At 34.0% G+C, this 2,791-nt stretch carries 3 protein-coding genes; 1 reads left to right on the forward strand and 2 read right to left on the reverse strand.

Features of this window, described 5'->3' with window-relative positions; genetic code table 11:
* Positions 1-230 precede the first annotated feature (230 nt).
* Entirely contained in the window at positions 231-635 is a 405-nt protein-coding gene (locus AB1349_13405) for a hypothetical protein (GenBank protein MEW6558321.1), read from the forward strand.
* Positions 636-852: 217 nt separating this feature from the next.
* Here the strand turns inward: AB1349_13405 and AB1349_13410 are convergent, their stop codons facing one another.
* Together AB1349_13410 and AB1349_13415 are read right to left on the reverse strand one after the other, a co-directional pair.
* The gene (locus AB1349_13410) at positions 853-1,659 is read right to left on the reverse strand and encodes a sigma-70 family RNA polymerase sigma factor (protein ID MEW6558322.1); all 807 of its coding nucleotides are present in this window, start codon (positions 1,657-1,659) and stop codon (positions 853-855) included.
* A 427-nt stretch (positions 1,660-2,086) separates the two neighbouring features.
* A partial coding sequence (locus tag AB1349_13415) for a hypothetical protein (protein MEW6558323.1) occupies positions 2,087-2,791 on the reverse strand: 705 nt, incomplete at its 5' end.

Here is a 2,791-nt window from a genome sequence, read left to right on the forward strand (position 1 = left end):
TGCCGAATATAAAATGTATTTTTTGTAAGCCTTTTGGCATTTGTCATAAGTGTATCATTTTTATACGGTTGTGTCAAGGGCATTTTATTATCGGTAAAATATAAATTTATAGCCGTTTTTCAGGTCGTTATTGGAAAAATGTCAGACCGGTTACATTTAAGTTAAAACTTGGCTATAAATATAACAAATTATCTGAATCAAAGGATATAAAAGTTCCTGAGACAGGCACTTTGTATGCAGGAATAGCAATAAATTTATTTACACCCCGGCTATTACATAAATACGAACCGAATTTATCTGTTACAGCAGAGTTCATTGACCAAAACTTTGATGGAGTATTATCAGCGGATGAAGACGGAATTATGTTTTGCAGAATAGAAAATCTTAGCGAATATCCGATTGACAAAATTGTAATGAGGTTTGATACTCCTGATGATATTATCTTTAAACAGTTACAAAAACTACAAATCAAAAAATTAGATCCGGGTGAAAAGAAGGAATTTAGAATGCTAATTAGTGGGGCCGATAAGTTAAAAACTGGAAAGGCAACAATTTCCATCACAGGCAGAGATAAATATGGATTCTCAATTGAGTGTGACGCAGTAAAAATAAAAACTAAAGGTGTTACTGATTAAAAGAACTAAAGACTTTTTGTTTATGGTTTGAAATTTGATTTTGATTTGAGAGAAGGAAGGCAAGGGGCACGACGAAAATCGTGCCCCTTTTTATTCGGTGGGGATTGTTGGCGGGATTTAGCGGTAGGGCTTGTGGCTGGAGTTATTATTGTTACTGAATAAGTTTTTCTGTCTAACAGAATTCTTGCAATTTTTCTTCGGAAAATGATTACAAGAATTAGTTCTTATTGTTTTTCTTTGAATTATAATTGGCATGAATTTTATATACTGACGCATTTTTTCCTCCTGCATTGTTTGAATTTTGCAATACATTTTTTACTTTTGCAAAAATTTGTCTCTCTATCCGTCCCAATTTTTTCCGCGGGATTCTTATCTTTCGTGAAAGTTCATCAAGAGAAAGAAAGCCGTCATTTGCATAAGAATTGAGGCCATACCGCATCTCAATCAGCTCTTTCTCAAATGACGAAAAGTTTGATTCAATAACGTCAAGAATGTCTTGAACAATTTCAAGCATCTTTTGCTTTTGAATCTCTGCCTTGTCAGCGAATGCGTCTTTTAAACGAATCGGCTCATCTTCACCGTTGTCATACACAATATCGTCAAAACTAACGATGGTTAATGTGTCATCTGAATTATTCTGATCATCTCGTCTGTTTGGCGTATGACGAATTAACTGTGCAATTTTATAGTATTCATTTCGTATTTCTCCCCTCAAGTAATTCCTCAAATATCGGAATGAAAAATTTCTTGACGGATCGTATTCTTCTATCACCTTGCAAATTTGAATAAATCCTATGTGCAGTAATTCCATTGGGTTTATCCCATTTGCAAAACAATTCTCTTGATAATATCGCTCTATAATGTTGCAAACAATCGGCATACAGCTTAATGCAATTGTGACAACTGCATTCTGATTTGTTTTTACCTGTGCAAGTAGTTCCTGCAGTTCTTCCCTTGTCAACGGTTGAAACCGCCTGAAAAAATTTAAGTAGGCAAAATATTGTCTTCTTTCTTCGTAATTCATCACTTTTTCCTCCTTTTTCCGAAAATAAAAAGCCCCCAATGAAAATCGGGGGCTTATCCTACTCCCTACCGGGAGTTTGTCTTAATGAAAAGTTGGGCTTTTTTCTATAGATTGCCCAAAATTTCTATATAGATAAAAAATGTAACCACAAAAACTTAAAAATTTTGAACCAAAGAGTTAAATATTTTGCGGTTTTGAGGTAGGGTGTTACCAGAATGGAACCACAGTGAGTTTTGTGGCAAGATAGTTATAATTCTACATTTCGGCTGGAATCGTGCATATAAACGCATTCCGTGCACTTTCAAAGAAATTCATTATTGTGCATTTGATGTTTCACACGATTTTAGTGATTTTTCGTTTTTGGCTTTCCTGCTGAAGAAAAAATTATATCACCTAGAGCCTTCGGTGAAAAACTCTATTCCAAAAATTAAAGAGATAAATTTGGCCGATTCCGCAAATGACTAATAGATTTCATTGCATCATTTATCTCAAAATCAATGTATCTTTCTTTCACCATTTCAACAGACTCGTCTAACAGAATTTCTGTCACAGGAATTATTAACCTGGGATTCTTTTTAAGAATACTTCCTTTGTAATATCGGAATAAATGGGGGTTCATTGCTATTCCCAAGTATTTTTTCGTATAATATGTTGTAATCTCAAAAATTGTTTCTTGATCAATTCCTCCATGTTCATCAACAAAAAAATATTCACTTTCCCTGCCTTGTAAAAGAGCAGGCCTGCAAACTGTAACATACCAATCAAAAATTGGTACAAGATATTCAGGCAAAGTGAAAAATCTATCGCGCTTGCCAAATTTTAGATCATCCGCATAAATGAATATCTCGTATATAATTTTGTTGCCATATTCTTTCCGAATAATATTGCGGTTGATCTTTAATTTTGAAAGTGTTTTACACCGAGCAGGTAATAGGATAAGAAATGCAATTAAAGTAGATATCATGCCTTTTCGTGCCCATGCAAGAGATTCGTCTTTTTCTACTGTACTGTAGTTTGGCAAATTTTTGCTAATAAATGTTGAAACATATTGTTCATTGACAAAAATGGAATAACCCTGTAAAACAGGGATGCACAAGAAACCTGAACAATTCCTATGAATAGTTAAGTCAAG

This window comes from Elusimicrobiota bacterium (genome assembly GCA_040757695.1).
In the GTDB taxonomy this organism is placed as follows: Bacteria; Elusimicrobiota; UBA8919; order UBA8919; family UBA8919; genus JBFLWK01.

What these genes read in the sequence shown, in the direction of transcription:
- AB1349_13410 (MEW6558322.1), bottom strand. Translation starts at nt 1,659, where the DNA reads ATGAATTACGAAGAAAGAAGACAATATTTTGCCTACTTAAATTTTTTC.